Source organism: Muricaecibacterium torontonense (assembly GCF_004793925.1).
Lineage (GTDB): Bacteria > Actinomycetota > Coriobacteriia > Coriobacteriales > Atopobiaceae > Leptogranulimonas > Leptogranulimonas caecicola.
Genome location: NZ_SRYE01000002.1, coordinates 188,421 through 209,253, shown reverse-complemented (window position 1 = coordinate 209,253; position 20,833 = coordinate 188,421). Strand labels below are relative to the sequence as shown.

The following is a 20,833-nucleotide window of genomic DNA, read 5'->3' as shown; positions in this document are numbered from 1 at the left end:
AGAGATCGAGCCGTCGTAGGGATCAAGCGCTCAAGAGAGGGAGATGGTTATGAAGCCTTATGAGAGGAATGAAGCGATATTCAACAAATACCAAGTGACCGAAGACGATGTGAAACGCATGGTAGAGCTTGCAGAGATGGACTTTGACACCGGGGATCTCCATGCGCTCAGCGAAGAAGAGATCTTTGACGAGCTATTCAAAGACTTTGACCTTAACGAGGGAGAGTTTCCTGCCGATCCCAATCAAATGTATGGCGTCTTGCTGCTCAAACGGGTCCAGGGGCAACTGGCGGATGCCGCGCTTTCAACCATGCACGATATCGACAGCTTTTACGACTACTGGCAAGAGAATAAAGAGAGTATCCGCGATGCTGCCCAATTGAGTCCTGCCATTAAAGAGATGCTGGTTTTGGGCTTTAGGATGGCAATCTCTGTGGGCAGCGCCGCCTCGGCGAACTGCCTGGGTGCACTCTACTATATGGGCGACGTGGTGAAACAGGATTATGCGAAGGCAGCCGAGCTCTACGAGCTGGCTATGGCGAATGGCTGCTACCAAAGCATCATCAATCTTGGATACATCTACGAGTATGGGCGCATTGGCAAACCTGACCATGCCAAAGCCTACGAGTTTTACTCCCTGGCTGCAGCACTGGCACCTTCCTGCGAGGCTATCTACAAATTGGGTGACATGTTTAGCCGCGGCAGAGCAGTAAAGCGTGATATGAAGAAGGCCTTTGCCCTCTACGAGCGCAGCCTGCAGATGGCTCAGAGTGACGAGGAGTACGCACAGCCCGCCATTCGCATCGCTCAGATTCTTATCGATCCTGACTGCTTCGAGTACGACATCAACCCTGACCCCTTAAGGGCGCTTGCCCTGTTCCAGCACGCAGAGATCGGCCTTCGCCTAGACATTGCCGACGGCCAGGTCTACTACAAGAAGCGTCTGCAGGAGGCTATCGAGGGTCAAGAGATCGCCCGTGCCATGGTGGAAGATGAGGGTGACGGCGGCGACTTCTTCATCGTATAGGATGAAAGTTTTTTAATCTTATTTATACTCGTAACACATAAGCGGAGGCGCTTTTATAGAGTGCCTCCGCTTGGCTTGGCTTATAGGACAAAACGTGTGCTGTGATAAGGGGTGTTGACCTGTGTCAAACCTGCGTCAGATCTGCGTCAACACCCCTCAATCTATAAGCCAAATATCTATAGGCCAAATCTACCTTCATTGTTTACAAGTACTCTTTGCGCTCAGAGGGGGGCAGCTTGAAAGTAGAACTACTTTCAAGCTGCAAACCCCCAGATAAATTCTGGAAGGTCAAAAGAAGACCTACCTATGAGATGGAGACGCAGGGCAGATGAGGTTTGGACTGAGCTCCATTCCATGCCTACTAAGTACATTCTATGCATTCGCGCCTACTAAGTACTTAGTAGGCCAATTTTGCCCAAAATCTGCGTCACTTTATATTTAAGTATCACATCACCTAAGCTCACAGAGTTGGTTTCATATTCAATTGTACTTAGTAGGCGCGTGCCGAAGGAAATGTACTTAGTAGGCGCGAGCGCTGTCGTCAAACAACGGCGCCCCGGCTCCTATAGGGAACCGGGGCGCCTGGGAGAGAAGAAATGTACGAGGCGCCCTAAGCCATAATCTCAGCCAGGTCGGCCTCCGGAGTGGAGATGGGGCGAATGCCAAAGCGCTCCTGCAGCACCTGGAAGACGCCGGGGCTGATGAATGCCGGCAGCGTGGGACCCAGATAGATGCCCTGAATGCCCAGATAGAGCAGGGTCAGCAGGATGCATACGGCCTTCTGCTCGTACCAAGAGAGCACCATGGACAGCGGTAGATCGTTGACTTCACACTCGAAGGCCTTGGCCAGCGCCAGCGCAATCCTTATGGCGCCGTAGGCATCGTTGCACTGGCCCACATCTAGCAAGCGAGGAATGCCGTCGATCTCGCCCAAGTCCAGGTCATTGAAGCGATACTTGCCGCAAGCCAAAGTGAGAATCACCGTGTCTACAGGAGCCTGCTTGGCGAATTCGGTGTAGTAGCTGCGCTCGCTACGTTGTCCGTCGCAGCCTGCCAGCAGCACAAAGTGGTTGATGTCGCCGCTCTTCACCCCATCGATCACCGCAGGCGCCACGCCCATCACCGTGTCATAGCCAAAGCCAGTGGTCACAGAAGTGCCGCCATTGATTCCGGTGAACTGCTTGTCTTCAGACCAGCCGCCAAGCTCCAAGGCCTTGTCGATGAGGGCAGAGAAGTCCTTAGTGCCGTCCTCATTCACAGGTACGTTGTGGGCGCCAGGAAACGTCACGGGACCGGTGACAAACACGCGGTCTGCATAGGAGGCGTCTGGCCTCATCAGACAGTTGGTAGTCCACAGGATAGGCGCGGGCAGATCCTTGAACTCGCGACGCTGATTATGCCAGGCCGTGCCGTAGTTGCCCTAGAGATGCGGGTATTTGCGCAGCTCAGGATAAGCGTTGGCAGGAAGCATCTCGCCATGGGTGTACACGTTGACACCGCGACCCTCGGCTTGCTCCAGCAGCTGCTTCAAATCATGAAGATCATGGCCAGTCACCACGATAAAGGGGCCTGCCTCAACAGTAAGGTTGCAGGTAGCGGGCTCAGGCTTGCCATAGGCTCCAACATTGGCGCGCTCCAGCGCCGCCATAGCAGCCAAGTTTGCCTCGCCGCATTTAAGCACCAGAGCCAGCAGCTCATCGGCGCCAAGATCGCTCCCTACCGCACGCAGCCCCTCATAGAGGAAGTCGGTCACTTGATCGTCGCGCTCGCCCAGCGAAGCCGCATGGTAGCCATAGGCAGCCATGCCGCGCATGCCAAAAAGCAGCAGGCTTTTAAGGCTTCGCATGTCTTCTGCCGAGCTCCAAAGCTCATGCATGTCGTACTCGCAGGCACCGTCAGCACACTGGGGATCTAAGCGACTCACTTCGTCGCGCACGCGACCGATAAGCGCCTTGATGGCATCCCCGTCAAAGCTCACATTGGTCACACAGGTAAACATGCCCTCGAGCATCAGATCGTCAGTACCTGCATCTTTGAGGGGGTTATTCTCGGCAGCCCGAGCCAGCGCGATCAAAGCACCGGTAAGCTCGTCTTGAAGCAGGGCCACCTCGGCGCTCTTGCCGCACACTCCCGCAAGGCCCGTGCATGCGGTACAACCTGCGGTCTGCTCGCATTGGAAGCAGAACATCTTGTTATCGGCACCCATCGCTCTCTCCTATCGCCTAGCTGAGCGCGCCTTTGCGCTCGCGGGTATAGCTGAAGTATTATGTTCTTGAGATAACATGTCTGTTCTAATTCCTACAATTAGAGGAGATTTATGGCCATTGGCACATCTGCGCTTTTCTCAGGTATCGCGCCCGGTGACCTGGAGCGCATGCTCCCCTGCCTCAACGCACGGGAGAAAACCTACCAGCGCGGCCAGTATTTACTGCACGCGGGCCAAACCACCAACGCGCTGGGCGTGGTTTTGGAGGGGCGCCTGCGCGTGGAAGTCGCTGACGCCTGGGGCAACGTGAACATCCTTCAAACCTGCGAGGCGGGTGAGATCTTTGCGCCTGGATACGCCTGCATGCCCGGAGAGACGCTAGACATCGATGTCGTGGCAGATACGAACGCTATAGTCGTATTCCTTGAAGCCGAGAAAATCATCCATCCCTGCCCGCACCAATGCGCGTGTCATATCACTATTGCAAGCAATTTGATGCGTGTATTAGCCAGACATAATTTAGAGATGAATCGACGCGCTATGGTCACCACGCCAAAGACCGTCCGCGGCAAGATTTTGGCCTATCTCTCCCAGGTGCAAAAAACTGCTGGCACTCAAAGCTTCGAGATTCCCTATAGCCAAACCAAACTCGCTGCCTATCTGGGTGTCGATCGCTCTACCCTCTCGGCCGAGCTGGGACGCCTGCGCAAAGAGGGCGTCATCGACTACCGGGGGACTAGGTATACGCTGCTGTAGAACCAATGTATACGCTGCTGTAGAACCAATGCTCTAGAATCGTCAGATTGCTTGGAGGCCCCCACATGGATTTCGCGCAGGCCATCGCCAATAATCAATCTCCCCGGCAGCCAAAGCGATGATCTTGTCAGCAACTTCTCCTTTCCTAGGAGAAAACCCGACTGAGTTGATAGACAAAAAAGCAGCCATGCATGCGGCAGCCGTGCGCTTGTTCCCATCAATAAAAGGATGATTCCTAGCAATTTCGAACGCAAGACGGGCAGCCTTTTCTGAAATCGTGGGATAAAAGTCCTTCCCCAGGAACGGTTGTGCAGGTTGAGCCAACGCAGATTCCAACAGTCTTATATCACGTAAGCCCATACTGCCGCCAAATCGTTGGATCATCGCCTCATGAATGGCTAATGCTGTATCAATATTGATGTACTTGATTTCAAACGTCATTTTGCCATCCGTTTGAAATCCCCAAGGTAATCAGAGGAAAAGCTAAGAGCAGCTTCCACAGCGTCCCTATCTACTGAAGCTGACGGAGACCCCACGAATATATCGAAAGGAATGCGCCTTTCCCTTATTGCCTGACGAGTGAACACATTGACTGCCGTTGTGAAGCTCATGCCCATCTCAGCGAAGAGCTCGTCGGCCTGACGCTTTAAATCTTCATCCATTCGAATCGTAACGTTGGTAGTCGCCATTTCCTCACCAACCAAAAAATAAGTGATTACTATGGGTAACTCTACTGTAATATCCAGTTATTTGCACGTGATAATATGTGCTTATATATGAGCATCTACTGGGGGCTTACAAAACCTCTTCGGGCAGATGCTCGCGAAGAAGTCGCAGAAGCTCTTCGTCTTCTGCCCTTGAAAGGTGATCTCTGCTGACGAGGATCATCTCATTGTTGATCTCTCTCACATAGACGTAATTGTTAAATACGCCCCAGCAGCTAAAGCCGTTCCATCGGTGTTCTCCGGTGCCCAAATCAGAGCTAATCTTGATACCGTCCTCATCAAAGGCATACTCACGCCACCCAGAGACCAATCTGTTGTCTGCCTTTGATTGGACCTGTGTAAGAATCCTCTTTTGGAGCTCATAGGGAACTCGAAACACCACACCTACGAAGAACACCAGGAAGAGAAGGCCCATTATCTGCTCGCTCATACGGTGGGCTAAAACCACAAGATAGAGGAGCATCAGGGGAATCATCACCCCTGCGAGAATCTTTGCGATCTTGCGCCTTCTCACGTTTTTTGGATTGGCAAGGGCCAGCTCAACCAATGCATCCTGCTCTTGCGGCCCCATTTCGCAGGAGTATTTGACCATCCTATCCCCGCTTCCACAGCAGCTGATTGTCTTGGATGAGTGCGTCGAGCCTGCCGGTGTCCTTTAGCCATGCCAGGTAAGAGCGCACCGTGCTGCCCACAAGGACGTACTGTTCATAGGTCATCGTCAATCCATAGTCGCAAAAAAGCCTTTGGAGGATCCTCTCGAAGCTCATGGGTTCCTGGCAGAGGTTGAGGATTTTCTCGGCCACTTGATAAACTTTATCGATATTGAGCTGAGCCAGCGGGGCGATCTCCGAGGTTGCTGGGGCATGGGCAGGAACGAACATGTTTGCCTTAAGGCCTTTTACCATCTCGAGGGTTTCGAGATAGGCGACCACATCATAAATGAAGCCGATCTGGTACTTCTCCAGGGTCTCTTGGCTGGAAAGGCAATCGGCCAGATATACCGTGTCGTCGGGCGTGCGAAAACCCACCATGTCAAAGAAATGCCCGGGCAGAGGGATCACCTCAAAGCCTGTGGGCAGCCTATCTGGGGTGAGCTCTTGGGCCTCGCTTGGCTGAGCCAGCAAGAACTTGTGACGCAGGTCTTTAAAAGGGTAGCCGCCATAGAGAAACGCCGGCTCGAGGATGGGATGACAGGTGAAATCCCGCTCAACGCCTGGAGCATAGATCTGGCAACCCGTCTGGGCTTGGAGGTAACGGTTGCCACCGATGTGGTCGGCATTGGAGTGAGTGTTGTAGATGGCGGTGAGCTTCCAGCCACGCTCGTCTAAGAGCTTTCTGATTTTTCGCCCGGCATCTCTGTCGTTGCCGCTGTCGATAAGACAGACGTCTTGGTCATTAAGCCTCACCAGGCCGATCTTGGCGGGGCTTTGGAGGTAATAGTCATGCTCGGATACCTGCACCAGCTCATACATTGACGATCCCCCCTACCATCGGCCTGAACAGCAGCGTCGCTTCTCTTGGCCGTTAGCGTGACGAAAGCACACTGAAGCCGCTCCCTCCCAGAATTGTGCAGCAAAACGGCGTCTTGATTGCCCTCTAGTCATCAGAGTTTTACTAGAGACCTCAAGTGAAGCCGAGAAAAGCCTGCTTCCCGACTCAGTTAATATATATTTATATTCTCAATCATCTCAGAGAAAGGGCGCTTTGGCATTGGTTTAGGCCTCTCCTCCATAGACATAGACGATGAAGTTGTCGCCGGTGTCTTGGCTGTGGTCCTCGGCGATGCGGGTCATTCCCAAATGATCGTAGAACTGGTAGTTGGAGCGGTTGTCACTCATGAGGAAGAACTTGGTGCAGCCCTCCTGGCGCATGCGATGACGCGCCTCTTCGATAAGGCGTCGCCCAAGACCTGCACCCTGCCACTCCGGCTTGAGAATGATCAGGTTGACCTGTGCCTGAGCGTACTCGTTGCCGGTGGCAGCGAAGCGGTCAGCCGTAGCCTTCTCTCGCGAGTCGCCAAAGAGCGATCCTTCAAGGTCCTCGTCAGCGGTTTTAGCCCGCTCAGTAGCCGCGGCGAGGAGCCCTTCATAGATCGGCTGCCAGTGGGGGTTCTTCTCGGGAACGCCATCTTTGAAAATGCCCACAAGACAAGCGCCTATGACGGCGCCGTTGCGCTCGGCCACCAGCGTGATGGGAGAGCGCTGGAGTTGCATCGCGGCGTTGAACCTTCCGCAGAGAGCCCAATCTTCCCATGCGCCCGCCTTGCGGATCCAGTTGCACCAAAGGGAGTTGTAGATGAGGGCGATGGCGTCGAGGTCGTCGGTCTCGGCCGCACGCAGGGTGATCCCGTCGATGTTCATATAGCCTCCCATTAGAATGTGAAGGTACCAATGTGCCTATGTTTATAAAGATACTTCCTTTGGGGGAGCCGAGGGTACCCACGATGATTGAGAAGACTTACGAAACCAAGCAGGGAACTATCCATTATTGGACGCAGCCAACTGCACGCCAGCAGGATGTTCAGTTGGTCTTTTTACCAGGTCTCACGGCAGATCACAGGTTGTTTGACAAACAAATCGAATACTTTGAGGGAACGTACCCAGTGCTCGTATGGGATGCGCCTGGGCACTCGGCTTCCTATCCCTTTGAGTTCACCTTTGATTTGATGGACAAAGCTCAATGGCTCGACGGGATCTTGGAGCAGGAGGGGTTCGACAGCCCCGTCATCGTGGGACAATCCATGGGTGGTTACGTTGGGCAGGCCTACGCGCAGCAATTCCCTAAAAAACTAAAGGGCTTTGTATCCATTGATTCGGCACCGCTGCAACGCCGCTACGTAACTGGCGCAGAACTGTGGCTATTAAAACGAATGGAGCCCGTGTACCGACACTTCCCTTGGAAATGGCTCTTGAAATCCGGCACAGAGGGTGTGGCCGCTTCTTCCTATGGGAGAAAGCTCATGCACACCATGATGATGGTCTACGAAGGCGATCAAGAACGCTATGCGGCCCTCGCAGGGCACGGGTTTAAGATGCTCGCTGACGCCATGGAGGCCGATCTTCCCTATGAGATTACCTGTCCCGCCCTATTGATCTGCGGAGAGAAGGACCATGCCGGCTCCTGCATTAGATACAACAAGGCTTGGCACAAAAAGACAGACATCCCCCTCCAATGGATCCAGGACGCAGGCCACAACTCCAACACCGATGCTCCCGATAAGGTCAACCATTTGATAGAGGGTCTGGTCAAGAGCTGTTAGGAGCACGAGCATAGTTAGCTCTTCCCCGAGCTCCAGCCAATGAGAAAAGCGCGCTCTTCCAGAGCGTGCACATCCTTCTAGAAGACATGGAGGGCCTCTCGCGATGATGCCGTGGCTATCAGGGCACATACCGCCTTAACGGCACAGAACTGCAGAGCCCGTAAAGAGGTAGACCTATGGACACAAATCAACTTGTTGGCGAACGCGTGGTTGTGGCCCTGGGTGGCAATGCCCTTGGAAATAATCCTCAAGAGCAGCTCACCCTGCTACAAGAGACTGCAAAGCATTTGGCTTCCATGATCCAAGAGGGTATCGATGTGGTAATCACCCATGGAAATGGACCTCAAGTTGGCGTCATCGACGAGGCCTTTGTGGCTGCAAGCAAAGACCCTGCAAACCAAGTTCCCTTCATGCCCCTGACTGATTGCAATGCCATGAGCCAAGGCTACATTGGCGCGCAGCTGACCCGTACACTCATCAACCAGTTTCGCTCGCAAGACATCATGCGCGCAGTGGTGGATGTGCCCACCCATGTCTTGGTAGATGCCTCCGATGAAGCCTTTAAGGACTACGAGAAGCCCATTGGTGCATTTATGACCGAGAAGGACGCCCAGGCCTTTGCCAAGGCCACTGGCTGCCAGGTCAAGGAAGACTCTGGACGCGGATGGAGACGCGTAGTTCCAAGCCCTGCTCCACAGGACATTCTCGAGCTAGGGGTTATTTCATCCTTGGTGGACAACGGCTGCATCGTGGTGGCCGCGGGCGGTGGCGGCATTCCCGTCATCCTAGAGGATGACCGCTACAAAGCAGTGGATGCCATTATCGACAAGGACCTTGTGAGCTCCATCCTGGCTTGGAAGATCCATGCCGACATTTTGGTAATTCTCACAGCGGTAGATAAGGTATATATCAACTTTAACCAACCAGATCAAAAAGGCATCGACAGCATGACTGCAGAGGAGGCCCGCACCTATATTGCACAGGAACAATTTGCCCCTGGCAGCATGCTTCCCAAAGTAGAGGCTTGCGTCAAATTCGTAGAAGCACATCCTCAGGGAAAAGCGATCATCACCTCGCTGGGCCATGCTGCCGAGGGCCTTCGCGGCGAGACGGGTACCTTGATTACCCTCTAGCTATCTCAATGGATACGGTTGGCCGTGTTCTTGTGAGGCAAGCTTCTGAATATTGGCTTCCAGCCTATCGATGATTGCCGCTATATCCCCTTCATCGAGCTGCTTTTTCTCGTCGTAGATTGCCGAGTGTGGATCTGGGAACACAAGCGCTTGCCCCGGCGTCTGCCCATGCTCTGTCCTGCATCTGCCATAGAGGTGCACGTGGAAATGTCTGGGCTTATCGGTAAGGAGCGACCAATTGCCGTTGTCTTGGATGTTGAGCCAGACCATATCGAGCCCACGTGCCCTCATTGCAAAGAGATAGGCTTCTTCCAATGCCTGGAGAAGGACTGCGAGGGCCTGAGCCTCCTGAACGGGAAGCTCGCTTCTAAAGCTGACGTCTCGTTTTGGATACACGACGAGATGGCCCCCATCGTCGCGATCCACATGAGGGCGATTTGGCAATCTGATCTCGAAGTTCTCATCGCTCCAGATCACAGGCTCGGTACCGCTCACAGTATGTTGCCCCCTTAAGCACCCGTTTTGCAGCTTATGGTGCGTGTCCAATTTGATTGTACTGTTCTTATATAATGACGAATATAAGGGACTCACCCATAGAATCGCTCATAAGCCAGACGGGAAAAGCCATTGGAAGATTTTTCTAGAATCGAGAGATCTGACGAGCTCGTGGCTCAATACGAGATGCAATATGAAACGTTGCGAGAAGAGATCGCGAACTGCACGCGCCTGTCAAACGACTTCTCGACCTTCTCTATGACCGCGTTGGCTGCGGTTTTGGCGTTTGCCTTCTCGTCAGACAATCCATTTCTCTTCCTGATCCCCTTTGTCCTCATCATCCCCCTCTCATCTAAAAGCCTTTATTACCGCAAGAACGTTGCAAAAATTAGCGCATACATGATCGTGATGCTTGAATCAGAGATCAAAGGCTACAAGTGGGAAACGCTGAACGAGCTGTACAAGGAAGACAAGAGCCACTCAAGATTCACCGTGTTTCGAAACTACGAGTACTTATTTGAGGCTCTTATCTGCATAATGCTTTATTTCTACTATACCGTCGAATCCAGTTTTGACATCGCTTCCCTGATAATTGGTGGCTTCTTAGGAATTGCCGCCCTAGTGTATGTCTGGATCATCAGCTACAAGATGGCCCACACCGGCACACTCAAAGCTGTCGCGATTGGAAAGTGGGAGCAGCTACGACGCGAATTGCATGAGGGAGAGCCCGACTCTCCTATCAATGGGACAACGATCTGATTTACCGTGCAAGCAGCTGTCATATTAACCGCCAAAAAATAACCGCTATTGGCAGTTAAGCGATTGTCACTTGTGTTGCAATAGATGTATCATGCAATACAAGGAGGTAGCCATGAATACAGTAACAACGAGCATACGCACAGATGCCCAGCTGAAAAAGGAAGCCGATCGTCTCTTCGCCGACCTTGGAATGAACTTCTCCACAGCTGTCAACACATTCTTACGCCAGGCCGTGCGCGAGCAGGGCCTCCCGTTCCGCCCCACGCGCGATGTTCCCAATGCCGAGACGCTTGCTGCCATGCATGAGGCCGACCGCATCGCGATAGATCCTGATGCCAAAGGCTACTCGAGCATTGATGAGTTATTTGCTGATTTGGATGCTTAGCGATGAGGGAGATCCGCCAAACATCTCGATTCAAGAAGGACTACAAAGCTGCAATCAAACGTGGGCTTCCCAAAGACGAGCTTCGTACAATCATCGAGACGCTTGCCAATGACGAGCCTCTACCCAGCCGTTGTCGGCCTCACATGCTCTCCGGGAAGTGGTCCGGGCACTGGGAATGCCATATCCGAGCCGACTGGCTACTCATATACAAAATTACCGATAACATCATGGTCCTCACACTCGTGCGCACTGGAACCCATAGCGACCTTTTCGACGAATGAGCCATTTGGAATAGGCCTGCCGAAGCGTCAGCGGGCCTATTACGCAGTCTCTGCTTGAAAGTTGAGTGCCCCATGGCAGAGAAATGCGCCCGAACAACTGAGGAGCACCCAGAAGGACTAAGGTAGCGAACTGACAGATTTGCATGCATCCTCAGCTTTCGTATGTGCACACAGATAAACCTCTTTGAGTCCCATACCAAGGACACCCCAAGCTGAAATCTTAATATACTCTGCAAATTAACGGCTTCGCCTGAAGGTATCGCCTTCCAGGCGCTGCTCACAGGCTCAGTTCTACCGAAAGGACTCACGCTATGAAACGCACTCTGTCGCACATGTTGGTCGCCCCTGGTCTCGCTCTCTGCCTTGTCCTCACCTTGGCTGGATGTGGCGGAGCCTCCTCCAAGGCGCCAGAAGCCCAAGCGGAAACCACCCAGGAACAGGCTCCAACCGCCAAAGCCCCCTCCCCAGAGGAGAAGCCTGCGGAGGAAGCTCCCAAAGTGGAAGAAGCTCCCAAAGAGGACAAGTCGGTTCCCGCAGAATATCGTTCAGCTCTTTCAAAGGCACAAACCTACAGCGACCGCATGCATATGTCCAAACAGGGCGTCTATGACCAGCTCACTTCTGAGTACGGCGAGAACTTCTCGGCAGAAGCCGCTCAGTATGCCATCGACAACTTGGTGGCAGACTGGAACGCCAACGCCCTGGCAAAAGGGCAAAACTACGCAGACTCCATGCATATGTCCAAGATGGGCGTCTATGACCAGCTGATCTCCGAATACGGCGAGCAATTCACTCCCGAAGAAGCCCAGTACGCCGTCGACCACATTTCTTGCGGCTGGTCTGCCAACGCGCTGGCCAAAGCCAAGGACTATCAAGACATGATGTCGATGTCGCCCAGCAACATCTATGACCAACTCACTTCCGATTACGGAGAGCGCTTCACACCTGAAGAGGCTCAATTCGCGGTCGACCATCTGAACGACTAACTGCGCTACCGAGAAACTCAAGGCGCCGTAGCTGGGACTTGATGGCGGAGATCGTACCCAGGCTACAATGGTGTTCGAGAAGATCGCTTAGCACCAAGTCCAGTGAGAAGAGACTCTTCGGTGAAGGGGAGTCTCTTCTTTACTTAATCAGAAGCAGGAGTCGCACGCTACCGCCATGAACAACATGTCAGATGAGGAGCGTCTCAAAGCCTTCGAATCTATGCTTGAGGACGTTAAGAGTCAGATGCAGTTTGCTCAGTCTGAGATGGATAAGTTAAAGGCACATGGGCGGGAGAAGTCCGTCACGTTCAAACAGCACATGTCTAATAAGTTGATGTACCAACGGATGCTGACAATGTACAGGGAGTATGGCCTGCTTTCTTAGGTGACCTACTCCTCATCAAGGGCAGCCATGGCCTCCTTGACGGTACGGTAGGGACCAGAGAGGTTCTTGCCCGCAGCCGCATCGTCCATTGCTGCGAGCGTCTCTGGACTAAACCCGTAGGGGTTCGAGGGGTCGAACGGAAAGCCGCCTCGACGACTGAATGCAGAGACGAACATGCGGATAGCGTTACTCGGGGAAGTTCCGATCTCGTCGCAAATGGCAGAGAAACGGTCCTTCTCGTCCTTGCGGAGCTTCGCAGAGATGGACTCGGTAACCGCCGTAGTAGCCACAACAACCCTCCATTACATACTCTTACTTTGTCTGGCATTGTATACCAACTATGCCGTATTGCGCTGCATAGACACCCAGGGAAACTGAATGTAATAGAAGCAAATAGGGTTCCCTCAAAGAGGCTGCTGAGTATTGCCCCCACTCGATAGCTGCATAACCCATTTGGATGTACTCAACAGAACAGGTGAGCTGGAATCCTCTCCACTCTCCTATCCCAAAAATCTTGTGATCGCACTGTAGCTAGCGGTGACTACATATTCTGTAGTCACATTGGGAAGGGTGTTTTCGCCCAACTGAAGAGTGACAAACCTCGAGCGAAAAGTCACTGTTCTGAATTGGGAAAACGCAATTTTCTGTTCAGCAGGTGACCATATCGCAAGCTATTTCAGCGCTCTTTCCTGCAGTCTCATAAAGTTCAAGCTACATCAATGCTATTGCTGGCCAATCAGCTTTACCACACCATGCTTCAATACTATCCTTGCCACATAAGAACCCAGGAGCCTTATTCAGATGCTCAATAAACTCTGAAGGCTGTTTCCTAAAGTGTCGCGTATCGATTTTTGTATAAGTTCCAAAAACGCCAATCCGCGCACGGGATATCATAACAGAAAGCACTCTGGCTTCTTCGCGTTTGGATTCGAGGTTTTTCGCTCTAAAATCAGGTATAGATCCATCCTCCAAGCCAAGCACAAATACCCAGTCAAATTGTTGACCTTTTCCGGCATGACCGGTAAGACAGTGAACACCTTCGTGTGTTGCGACAGTCTCGTTACCCATTCTCACGGTTATACTCTCTCTGATTTCTTGCGCCTTTGATAAATCAAAGCCGCGCTGGAACAATTGATCAAAAAGCCAACCGCAGCCTTCTTCAAGCTCTTCTGTTTGACCCACCTGGTAAGCAGCAGCTCTCTGCTGAATATATTGGAAAGCCTCACGGTAATTTACAAAGGACTGAGCTTGTATATCGGAACAAATACGCCTAAGGACTCTTGCCACCTCTGGTCTAAAGATGCTGCTTCCCCAATCGACATATTCGATCCCACTTTGCAATAAAGTCCTCTTCATGGTGGCGGCACGGTTAACCGTTCTTGTGATGATGCCAATTCGATGATGCGGACAATGGCGCAAAATAAACTTCGACATACCAGCTATCCACACGGCTTCGCAATCCTCGTTATCAAAGGATGCAAGCCCAGCAGTCCCACCCGAGCCCCAGTGACTGGGACAGGCAGCACTGAGATGCTCGCTACCAGTCACTGGAGACAGTGAGTTTACTGCATTTAATACTGCAGGCGCCGATCTAAAAGATTTCAGTAGCTTTATCTGCCGACAAGAACTTCTGGCAATCTCCTGCTGCACATAACCTATATCTGCTCCTGCAAATGAATAGATACTTTGCGCGACGTCGCCAGCAAAAGTGATGCTCTCTCCACACAGTGCCTTCACGAACCTCAGTTGTTGAGGAGTCAGATCCTGAAACTCGTCAACCAGTGCAGCGAAGAAATGATTGCTGTAGAGATCGGCCACCCTATGATCACTTAGAAGCCATAGTGCAACTCTAATTTGATCATCGTAGGAAATCATCTTTTCGCTGATGCGCTTTTTCTCAATCGTGCGAGCAATTTTCCCAACTTGCCCAGCAACGCCTTCAAGATATTTAATTATGTCGTCATCGGTCAGACACATCAGTTTTGCATCACGTAGAACCTGCCCAGCCTGGCTCGTGTCATTCCATCCGTATCCACTAGCACGAAGCTCTCTTCCCACCCAGTCAGTATTTGCAAGAGTCCAATCACTCCCGATACCTATGAGTTGGCCATGTGCCTTAATAATTCGAGAGGCTAGACCGTGAAAATTGCATACAGTGACATGCTCTCTTAGTACCTGCGTACCGATGTACTTCTTAAGCCGCTCGCTAATGTTGTCCTTCGCCTGATTAGTGAAGGAGGTGATAAGCAGCCTTCTACCGTTTCCTCCAAAATCATAACGCTCAAGGAGCCCTTTGGCTCTATAGGCGAGTGCTTCAGTTTTACCGCACCCAGCAGGCGCAGTAATCACCATGCCATAAGGTTCGTAATCGAAAATCTCCTGTTGTTCCCAGGTAACCTCAAACGTGCTAGCTTGCATTTCGGAGCACCTCGACAACACTTGACACTTTCTCCGCGGTATCTTTGTCAAATACTCTGCAAGCAACTACAGCAGATATGATTTTGTTGGATCGACAATACTCTGCCAGGTCTTGCTCAATTGGCACCGAAGCGCCAGGTGCAATCTGGCAATTTTTTAGCATGTTTCTAGTAAACAAATTCGAATCGCGCATTGCATTCCATAACCTGTCCGCCCCAATAGCTGAAACATACTCGTCTTCAAGATCTTTTCTTGATACAAAGACAGATTTCTCTGCGAGGCTATCAACCGTGACATCAAGTCTCTTCGCCAGTTTGCCTAGATATCTTCCGTCATCCTCATCAATCAAAATGTTGACTCTGAGGCCGAATCCCCTTTCCCCAAAGATATCTAATACGTGCAGCATTTCTTGGCACCCACCGGCTTCGAGGATCTCAATACCGTCCCTTTCGAGGTGGTACCCCATCTTTTCTGCGGCCTCTTCAAGCACCATTCTGTCCGACTGCCCCTCGACTGCGATAATCTGCTTAGCCGTCAGAAGTTCGATCTTACTGCTTATCCACCACCTAGCGAGAGTTGCCTGGTCTTTTTTGCCTGTAAGGAATCCCCGACTTGGTTGTACAGGTGAAACCCCGTCGTGAGTAACTGCGATATTGTCTGGCTCGAACTCGCCAGCTACGACTCCGGAGTGCGTGGCTACTATAAGCTGCCGTCCAGTGTTCTTCAGAATGCGTATCAAGTTTCTCTGGGCCGATGGGTGCAAGTGGGTTTCTGGCTCATCAATGGCAATCATGCCGCCTGAATTAAGTAGGCTAAAGATGGAAAAGGCAATAAGAGCTTTGGTGCCATCAGACTGCTCTGTCGCCTCGCGAGCAAGTCCAGACCTGCCCTGTATCTGAAGTCGAACATTATCCAGAAGGTTTCCATTGATAGCAGCTTCGGGGACAAAGTGAAGCTTATTTGCCGTAATGCCCCCATCGATCACGGGATCAAGCTGATTTGCCAGGGAGCGCAATGCTTCATTGAAGGCGCTTGAGCTGTCAATTGCATCACTGAGAGAATTGATGGCATCAGACAATTTCGAAACGTCTCCAGAGGCATCTACTGCTTTGAGATAGTCATCAACAATGGTCTTCCTGCCTGGCTCAAGCTGCGTAGTTGAAAAATCAGAAGGAACCATACTCCATCCGATGCTCTCAAGCTGCTTTCTCTTCAAATTATTATCGCCAGCGCCTTTTGGAAAATAGCGTCTGATTGCGAGATCTTCCTTATTCAGAATAGCTTCCATACGAACAGTCAATGAATTGTCAAGTACATCATATTCATCTGGGAAAGACGACAACTCATCTTTGCTCAGCCCCTCTAGCTTGACCTCAACGGCAAAAGGTTGACCCTCTTCTTTGAAGTCGGATTTGTCGATAGAGTAGTATAACTGTTGCACCGTCTTGCCAAGCGCTAGATCTATGCATCTTATGATTGAGCTTTTCCCGCTGCCATTTGCTCCTACCAGTATCAAGTTGTCTCTAACATCAATGGTGCAGTCGGAAATCCTACTGTGGTTGCTTATGCTGATGGACGTGATTTTCATTGTTTGGCTATCCCCTTGTGCCACGCGTAGCAGGCGTAGTTAATCAAGTAGTAATTATAAACGTTATCGCTCAGATGAACTACGTTGCCTGCCTAAGATCGGAGTGTGACATATCCTCCTAGATTCCCGACTTTAACAAAACACTGGCCAAACTCAGCGACACATGTAGCGATGAGTTCGAGCAAGCTCCTTCCTAAAGACCCATCGAGTCGGCCTTCGGGAAGGAGCAGCTATGAAAAAGAAGGGCAGAAGGCCTACCGAGCACAGAAGCTACGTCAGACTTACCCGTCACGAGCGCAACCAAATAGAGCAGATACTCGACAGGGGCAAGTCTTGCAGACAGATCGCCTCCGAGCTGGGACGCGAGCCCTCCACGGTGGCCTGTTAGGTGGCAAGGTATCGCTTCGTCACCTCTCCTAAGGCCCACTACGGAGAGGTAGCCTCAAAGGATTTCTCAGAGCTGACTCACAAATGGTTAAAGGTTATTAGTAGCTTGCGACCCATAATTACAAAGACCCATTGACAGTAGCCTCTGGCTTAGGAGGTGGCGACGAAACCTTACTCCGACCGCTGAGATTCTCTTGGGAAGCAGAGGCTCCCAACTAAGATAAGGGAAGTCATATCAAGTTTACTGTTGGCATAACCTTCTAACCAACTTGCCTTCCTTCTTGCTAGTGATTAGATCACGAACTAGTAGATGCATCCTTGACATATATACGATATCCTCCAGAACTCAAGGGTATCGGCCATATCGCACGAAAAGCAAACCTTGACGCTCCCGGCAACACGGCCGATCACGTTTTCCAGACTGTACACCTTTGTGGCAGAAAAGAAGGTCGTCTCTCAGAAGCGATCATCATACGCAAACTCGATTACAACGTCCCAAATCTCCTCTCGGATGCGAATGTATCCCTCCAACCACCTCTCCCATGGCATCGTCCCCCATCACGATCAGCTTCTTCTGATGCGTCTTGCGCTGATCTTATCTCGCCTCCTCTTAACTGCTCCAACGTTAGGTGCATTGGGCAAGTTGTGTTCGGCATGCCCTCCGGGTCTTCATGACATAGCCGTTCTAACTGAAAAGGGTGTACTGCCGCATTTCAATGAATGTACCATTCGTCTACGAAGATAAGCGCGCACCAAAGGACTTTATCGAATCATCTTTCGTCACTCGTCTGTAGATCGCAGCCCGAACGCTACGTTCTGTTAGGATTTGATACATGTGCACTACATTAAGTATCCTAAGAGCCGCATATGAAATACTTGGAACCCATCAATTCCGGTGCAATCCGATTGGAAATACAGTCCCAGCTCGTCGGCTCTGAGGACGCACTAACGACTACGCATGTGTCGAGGTATCTCCACGACGCGGCCAAGACGGAAGTGGGCATGAACCTCACGTCGTTTGTGAAGATGTACCTCATCAAAAAGCGCCTAGAGGAGGACTAGCGGATGGCTTATTTCGACAGCGTAGAAACCCATTGACCTGTCGCCATCTCATGAATTATTAATCGCGCGGCGTTTGACATCATCCAATCACGGAACGAGTAGACACTCATGAATACTGATTTCGACTACGGGAATGCAAACGACGAGCAACGTCGTGCCATCACTACGACCGAGGGACCCGTGCTCATCACTGCTGGCCCCGGAACAGGAAAGACTTTCACGATCGTCAAGCGCGTGGCCTATCTCATTCTGGAGAAGCATGTCGAACCCTCGAGCATTCTCGTCGCAACCTTCACCGAGAAGGCTGCCAAGGAGCTTATCACCCGCATATCAAGTGAGCTCGAAAACCACGGTGTCGATTTCGATCCTGAGGAGATGTATATCGGAACTTTTCACTCCATCTGTCTCAGACTCATCAAAGAGCACATCGAGTTCTCCAATGTCCGAAGGAACTACCGCATCGCAGACTCCTTCGACCAGCAATACCTCGTCTACCAAAATCTCTGGAGCAGGTTCAAGAAGCTCCCACACTTTGCTGACTTTCCCTTGCAACGAACTAGGTCTTGGGACATCTGCGAGAAAATCTGTTCTGTTTCAAACGCGGCAACTGAAGAGCTACTTGACGTCGAAGCCATGTTTGCGAGTAACGATGTCGCCGTTATTGCATGCGCAGAGGTCATCGAAGAGTACAACGACCTGTTGACTGAATGCAATTGGCTCGATTTTGCGCACATCCAGCTCGAAGCATTGCATTTGCTCGAATATCATCCCTGCGTTCTTGCAGCGGTTAACAATCAAATACGTTATGTGATGATCGACGAGTACCAGGATACAAATTTTATCCAGGAACGACTTACACTCCTACTTGCGGAGAAGACCGGGAATGTCTGTGTGGTTGGCGACGATGACCAAGCTCTCTACCGTTTCCGTGGCGCAACTGTGCGAAACATCCTCGAATTTCCCGAACACTTCGTCTCGTGTTTAAGGATCGACCTGACAAAAAACTATCGTTCGGATCCCGGGATCGTCTCATTCTACAATGAGTGGATGGAGCACACCGCAGGGCCACGGTTCCGTTTCGACTGGGGAAAATACCGCTTCGAGAAGCAGATCGTCGCACAGCGCGCAGCCAATGGGAAGACTGAGACTGTTGCTAAGGTCGACGCAGACATGGACGACTGGCCCGACGCCGTGTGCGATCTTATTCTAGGGCTAAAGGAGCATGGCTGCATAAAAGACTATAACCAGATTGCGTTCCTCTTTCGCTCCGTGAAGCATGCTAACGCCCGAATGCTCGCCGACAGGTTCGAGGAGCGCGGCATCAACGTCTACTCTCCGCGGTCGAACGAATTCTTCGGCCGCGACGAGGTGAGACTGATTTTTGGCATCCTGCTCCTGCTCTTCCCCCGTTATGTAGAGAAGCTGCAGCAAGGCCAGTTTCCCTTCTTGGACGAAGGCACGATGCACTACTACGCGAGTTGCATCATGCAAGCCAATGAACTTCTCAGCAAGGACGAGAATGCCGAACTCAGGCGATGGATCGCAACACGAGGTCGGGCGCACTACCGACTCATGGAGAACACGGATTACAATCTTTCTAGCCTCATTTACCAGCTTTTCGAGTTCGAACCTTTCCGCTCCATTCTTGACACTCCGTTGAACACCGGAGTGCATGACCAACGAGCCGTACGAAACCTCTCCAAGCTCGTGGGCATCACAGGAAAGTATGAGTATCTCCAGCGTGTGAACATCCTCACCATCGACCGCATTAACTCGATTGTCGAGCACTTCTTCAACACATACTTCCGATTCCTCCGTGCAGGAGGTATTAACGAGTACGAGGACGAGACAGAGTACGTTCCTAGTGGCTGCGTGCCTTTCCTCACCATTCATCAGTCGAAAGGCATGGAATTTCCTGTCGTAATCGTTGATTCTCTCTACGATACGCCGAGAAAAACACCTGATGACGCGTTGCAGCAGCTCAAGGACCGCTACGGAAGTCGAGAGAGCTTCGAGCCTGCCGAGGACATAAAATGGTTCGATTTCTGGCGCCTGTACTACACGGCTTTTTCACGCGCCCAGGATCTCCTACTCCTCACTCACCCCGAGACCTCACGGCGCATCGGCAAGGCGTTCGAAGAGCCCTACGAACAGCTCCCGAGTGTAAACGCTGCCACGTTCCCATATGAGGCTTTCAGGTTCCAGGCTGTAAAGGAGACTGATCTCAAACCCTCCTTCTCGTTCACCACCGACATCTCACTCTACGAAGGATGTTCGGTGCAATATAAGTTTTATCGGGACCTTGAGTTCACGCCCGTACGAACAGCTGCAACTCTCTTCGGTCAGCTCGTCCACCAGACCATTGAGGACGCGCACCGTGCGGCATTACGTGGCGAGACTGACACAATCACAGCTGAGAACACGGACTCCTGGCTCCTGGCAAACTACAGTACACTTTCCAAGGCACAGCATGCATACCTCAGCGACGTCGTTATAAAAGCAGCTCAGAGGCAGGTGCGGCACTATGTCGAGCGCAGACAAGGGCGTTGGGACGACATCATAGAGGCCGAAGTCGAGATTGGCCTATCCAAGTCCGACTACATCATCCATGGTACTGTCGATCTCGTGGAGGGTGATGGCGACACCGTGGACGTGGTGGATTTCAAGAGCGAGAGGAAACCAGATGTCAATCACGATTACGAAGAACTCGAGACTTACCGCAAGCAGCTTATGCTCTACGCCCACCTCATTGAGGAGAAAACAGGCCGGAAAGTAGGAAGGATGCGTCTCTACTACACCGGTGAAGAGGCTGGAAACCCCGAAATCACGTTCTCACACGACGAGGATTCAATAGATTCCGTCACCCAAGAGTTCGATGACGTGGCTCACAAGATAATACAGAAAGAATATGGAGCCCGCGCCACTAACGGGCGGCTCTGCGAGAACTGCGACTTCCGCTTTTATTGCAAGTATTAGATGAA

At 51.7% G+C, this 20,833-nt stretch carries 19 protein-coding genes and 1 pseudogene; 10 read left to right on the top strand and 10 right to left on the bottom strand.

Going from position 1 to position 20,833, the window contains the following annotated elements:
- Positions 1-49: 49 nt before the first annotated feature.
- A complete protein-coding gene (locus E5334_RS03860) occupies positions 50-1,027 on the top strand; it encodes a tetratricopeptide repeat protein (RefSeq protein WP_167604289.1) in 978 nt (325 codons plus the stop codon).
- Positions 1,028-1,637: 610 nt separating this feature from the next.
- Here E5334_RS03860 and hcp read toward each other — a convergent pair.
- A pseudogene (gene hcp / locus E5334_RS03855) lies at positions 1,638-3,215 on the bottom strand (hydroxylamine reductase).
- A gap of 129 nt (positions 3,216-3,344) precedes the next feature.
- Between hcp and E5334_RS03850 the strand changes: the two are divergent.
- Positions 3,345-3,989, top strand: coding sequence for a Crp/Fnr family transcriptional regulator (locus E5334_RS03850; RefSeq protein ID WP_136012289.1), 645 nt, complete (start codon positions 3,345-3,347; stop codon positions 3,987-3,989).
- A 42-nt stretch (positions 3,990-4,031) separates the two neighbouring features.
- Here E5334_RS03850 and E5334_RS03845 read toward each other — a convergent pair whose 3' ends face one another.
- From E5334_RS03845 to E5334_RS03825, 5 genes are all read right to left on the bottom strand, one after another.
- Positions 4,032-4,430, bottom strand: a complete 399-nt coding sequence (locus tag E5334_RS03845; protein ID WP_136012288.1) for a type II toxin-antitoxin system death-on-curing family toxin — start codon at positions 4,428-4,430, stop codon at positions 4,032-4,034.
- A complete protein-coding gene (locus tag E5334_RS03840; protein WP_136012287.1) occupies positions 4,427-4,678 on the bottom strand; it encodes a type II toxin-antitoxin system RelB/DinJ family antitoxin in 252 nt (83 codons plus the stop codon). Before E5334_RS03840 ends, E5334_RS03845 begins: the two co-directional genes overlap by 4 nt.
- A gap of 106 nt (positions 4,679-4,784) precedes the next feature.
- Positions 4,785-5,261 (bottom strand): YcxB family protein, encoded by a 477-nt coding sequence (locus tag E5334_RS03835; protein WP_167604288.1) that lies wholly within the window; start codon positions 5,259-5,261, stop codon positions 4,785-4,787.
- A gap of 46 nt (positions 5,262-5,307) precedes the next feature.
- The gene (locus tag E5334_RS03830) at positions 5,308-6,186 is read right to left on the bottom strand and encodes an MBL fold metallo-hydrolase (RefSeq protein ID WP_136012285.1); all 879 of its coding nucleotides are present in this window, start codon (positions 6,184-6,186) and stop codon (positions 5,308-5,310) included.
- Between the two features lie 243 nt (positions 6,187-6,429).
- Positions 6,430-7,074, bottom strand: a complete 645-nt coding sequence (locus tag E5334_RS03825) for a GNAT family N-acetyltransferase (protein WP_167604287.1) — start codon at positions 7,072-7,074, stop codon at positions 6,430-6,432.
- A gap of 83 nt (positions 7,075-7,157) precedes the next feature.
- Between E5334_RS03825 and E5334_RS03820 the strand changes: the two genes are divergently transcribed.
- Together E5334_RS03820 and arcC are read left to right on the top strand one after the other, a co-directional pair.
- Positions 7,158-7,973, top strand: coding sequence for an alpha/beta fold hydrolase (locus E5334_RS03820; protein WP_136012283.1), 816 nt, complete (start codon positions 7,158-7,160; stop codon positions 7,971-7,973).
- A 176-nt stretch (positions 7,974-8,149) separates the two neighbouring features.
- A complete protein-coding gene (gene arcC / locus E5334_RS03815) occupies positions 8,150-9,106 on the top strand; it encodes a carbamate kinase (protein WP_136012282.1) in 957 nt (318 codons plus the stop codon).
- On the opposite strand, the gene E5334_RS03810 is transcribed toward arcC, so the two are convergent.
- A complete protein-coding gene (locus E5334_RS03810; RefSeq protein WP_136012281.1) occupies positions 9,107-9,601 on the bottom strand; it encodes a hypothetical protein in 495 nt (164 codons plus the stop codon). It abuts the gene before it with no gap.
- Between the two features lie 171 nt (positions 9,602-9,772).
- Here E5334_RS03810 and E5334_RS03805 point away from each other — a divergent pair, with 171 nt between their 5' ends.
- The 4 genes from E5334_RS03805 (at position 9,773) to E5334_RS03790 (ending at position 12,012) form a co-directional block, all read left to right on the top strand.
- On the top strand, positions 9,773-10,360 hold the full coding sequence (locus E5334_RS03805; protein WP_136012280.1) for a hypothetical protein: 588 nt from the start codon (positions 9,773-9,775) through the stop codon (positions 10,358-10,360).
- Between the two features lie 112 nt (positions 10,361-10,472).
- Positions 10,473-10,745, top strand: a complete 273-nt coding sequence (locus tag E5334_RS03800; protein ID WP_136012279.1) for a type II toxin-antitoxin system RelB/DinJ family antitoxin — start codon at positions 10,473-10,475, stop codon at positions 10,743-10,745.
- A gap of 2 nt (positions 10,746-10,747) precedes the next feature.
- Positions 10,748-11,026 (top strand): type II toxin-antitoxin system YafQ family toxin, encoded by a 279-nt coding sequence (locus E5334_RS03795; protein ID WP_136012278.1) that lies wholly within the window; start codon positions 10,748-10,750, stop codon positions 11,024-11,026.
- A 311-nt stretch (positions 11,027-11,337) separates the two neighbouring features.
- Positions 11,338-12,012, top strand: coding sequence for an Ltp family lipoprotein (locus E5334_RS03790; RefSeq protein ID WP_136012277.1), 675 nt, complete (start codon positions 11,338-11,340; stop codon positions 12,010-12,012).
- Positions 12,013-12,402: 390 nt separating this feature from the next.
- Here the strand turns inward: E5334_RS03790 and E5334_RS03780 are convergent, their stop codons facing one another.
- The 3 genes from E5334_RS03780 to E5334_RS03770 form a co-directional block, all read right to left on the bottom strand.
- Entirely contained in the window at positions 12,403-12,687 is a 285-nt protein-coding gene (locus E5334_RS03780; protein WP_275438917.1) for a type II toxin-antitoxin system RelB/DinJ family antitoxin, read from the bottom strand.
- Between the two features lie 421 nt (positions 12,688-13,108).
- Positions 13,109-14,815, bottom strand: coding sequence for a UvrD-helicase domain-containing protein (locus E5334_RS03775; protein ID WP_136012275.1), 1,707 nt, complete (start codon positions 14,813-14,815; stop codon positions 13,109-13,111).
- Positions 14,805-16,403 carry an ATP-dependent nuclease gene (locus E5334_RS03770; protein WP_136012274.1) on the bottom strand — a complete coding sequence of 533 codons (1,599 nt, stop codon included), beginning with the start codon at positions 16,401-16,403 and terminating at the stop codon, positions 14,805-14,807. The genes E5334_RS03775 and E5334_RS03770 overlap by 11 nt, the downstream gene beginning before the upstream one ends.
- A 232-nt stretch (positions 16,404-16,635) precedes the next feature.
- Between E5334_RS03770 and E5334_RS03765 the strand changes: the two genes are divergently transcribed.
- Together E5334_RS03765 and E5334_RS03760 are read left to right on the top strand one after the other, a co-directional pair.
- Positions 16,636-16,791, top strand: coding sequence for a helix-turn-helix domain-containing protein (locus E5334_RS03765; RefSeq protein WP_136012273.1), 156 nt, complete (start codon positions 16,636-16,638; stop codon positions 16,789-16,791).
- Positions 16,792-17,960: 1,169 nt separating this feature from the next.
- The gene (locus E5334_RS03760) at positions 17,961-20,828 is read left to right on the top strand and encodes an ATP-dependent helicase (protein WP_136012272.1); all 2,868 of its coding nucleotides are present in this window, start codon (positions 17,961-17,963) and stop codon (positions 20,826-20,828) included.
- Positions 20,829-20,833: the final 5 nt, after the last annotated feature.

Excerpts from the sequence above, each read along its gene's own strand:
- E5334_RS03845 (WP_136012288.1), bottom strand. The coding sequence starts at position 4,430 with ATGACGTTTGAAATCAAGTACATCAATATTGATACAGCATTAGCCATT.
- E5334_RS03775 (WP_136012275.1), bottom strand. The coding sequence starts at position 14,815 with ATGCAAGCTAGCACGTTTGAGGTTACCTGGGAACAACAGGAGATTTTC.
- E5334_RS03830 (WP_136012285.1), bottom strand. The coding sequence starts at position 6,186 with ATGTATGAGCTGGTGCAGGTATCCGAGCATGACTATTACCTCCAAAGC.
- E5334_RS03840 (WP_136012287.1), bottom strand. The coding sequence starts at position 4,678 with ATGGCGACTACCAACGTTACGATTCGAATGGATGAAGATTTAAAGCGT.
- E5334_RS03765 (WP_136012273.1), top strand. The coding sequence starts at position 16,636 with ATGAAAAAGAAGGGCAGAAGGCCTACCGAGCACAGAAGCTACGTCAGA.
- E5334_RS03800 (WP_136012279.1), top strand. The coding sequence starts at position 10,473 with ATGAATACAGTAACAACGAGCATACGCACAGATGCCCAGCTGAAAAAG.
- E5334_RS03820 (WP_136012283.1), top strand. The coding sequence starts at position 7,158 with ATGATTGAGAAGACTTACGAAACCAAGCAGGGAACTATCCATTATTGG.
- E5334_RS03790 (WP_136012277.1), top strand. The coding sequence starts at position 11,338 with ATGAAACGCACTCTGTCGCACATGTTGGTCGCCCCTGGTCTCGCTCTC.
- E5334_RS03795 (WP_136012278.1), top strand. The coding sequence starts at position 10,748 with ATGAGGGAGATCCGCCAAACATCTCGATTCAAGAAGGACTACAAAGCT.
- E5334_RS03825 (WP_167604287.1), bottom strand. The coding sequence starts at position 7,074 with ATGAACATCGACGGGATCACCCTGCGTGCGGCCGAGACCGACGACCTC.
- E5334_RS03770 (WP_136012274.1), bottom strand. The coding sequence starts at position 16,403 with ATGAAAATCACGTCCATCAGCATAAGCAACCACAGTAGGATTTCCGAC.
- E5334_RS03760 (WP_136012272.1), top strand. The coding sequence starts at position 17,961 with ATGAATACTGATTTCGACTACGGGAATGCAAACGACGAGCAACGTCGT.
- E5334_RS03860 (WP_167604289.1), top strand. The coding sequence starts at position 50 with ATGAAGCCTTATGAGAGGAATGAAGCGATATTCAACAAATACCAAGTG.
- E5334_RS03850 (WP_136012289.1), top strand. The coding sequence starts at position 3,345 with ATGGCCATTGGCACATCTGCGCTTTTCTCAGGTATCGCGCCCGGTGAC.
- arcC (WP_136012282.1), top strand. The coding sequence starts at position 8,150 with ATGGACACAAATCAACTTGTTGGCGAACGCGTGGTTGTGGCCCTGGGT.